The sequence below is a fragment of the Pseudomonas sp. SDO5215_S409 genome (assembly GCF_054071325.1).
In genome coordinates, this window is sequence record NZ_JBSVWN010000185.1 from 1 (window position 1) to 368 (window position 368).

The following is a 368-nucleotide window of genomic DNA, read 5'->3' on the forward strand; positions in this document are numbered from 1 at the left end:
GGTCGCCCTGTTTCCCGTGCGTTATGCGCTGGACGAGTCGCCGTTGCACAAGGGCAACAACCAAGGGCCTCATCCTCTCCCCACAGGCTGGTCAAACACACCACCCGCCCTGAAAACCCGCAGCTACACCCTGCGCCAACTGCGCGACGGTTGGGTGTATGTGTACGACAGCGTCGACCAGACGTTTCATGAGTATCAGGTCAGCGGCCGGCTGTTCACCCGTCATCTCTGGACCGACCGCCAGTTGAACACGGATGTGCGCCACAACCCCGGTGAAAGCCATCCGTACCTGCTCTACCCGCGCCGCAGCCACCTGCGCATCGCCTACTCCCCGGTGCAATGGACCTGGCGCCTGTGTGAACTGATGC

At 62.5% G+C, this 368-nt stretch carries 1 protein-coding gene; it reads left to right on the forward strand.

Going from position 1 to position 368, the window contains the following annotated elements:
- Positions 1-368, forward strand: a 368-nt coding sequence (locus ACW9H9_RS28840) for a toxin VasX (RefSeq protein ID WP_457370506.1), incomplete at both ends; no start/stop codon positions are given.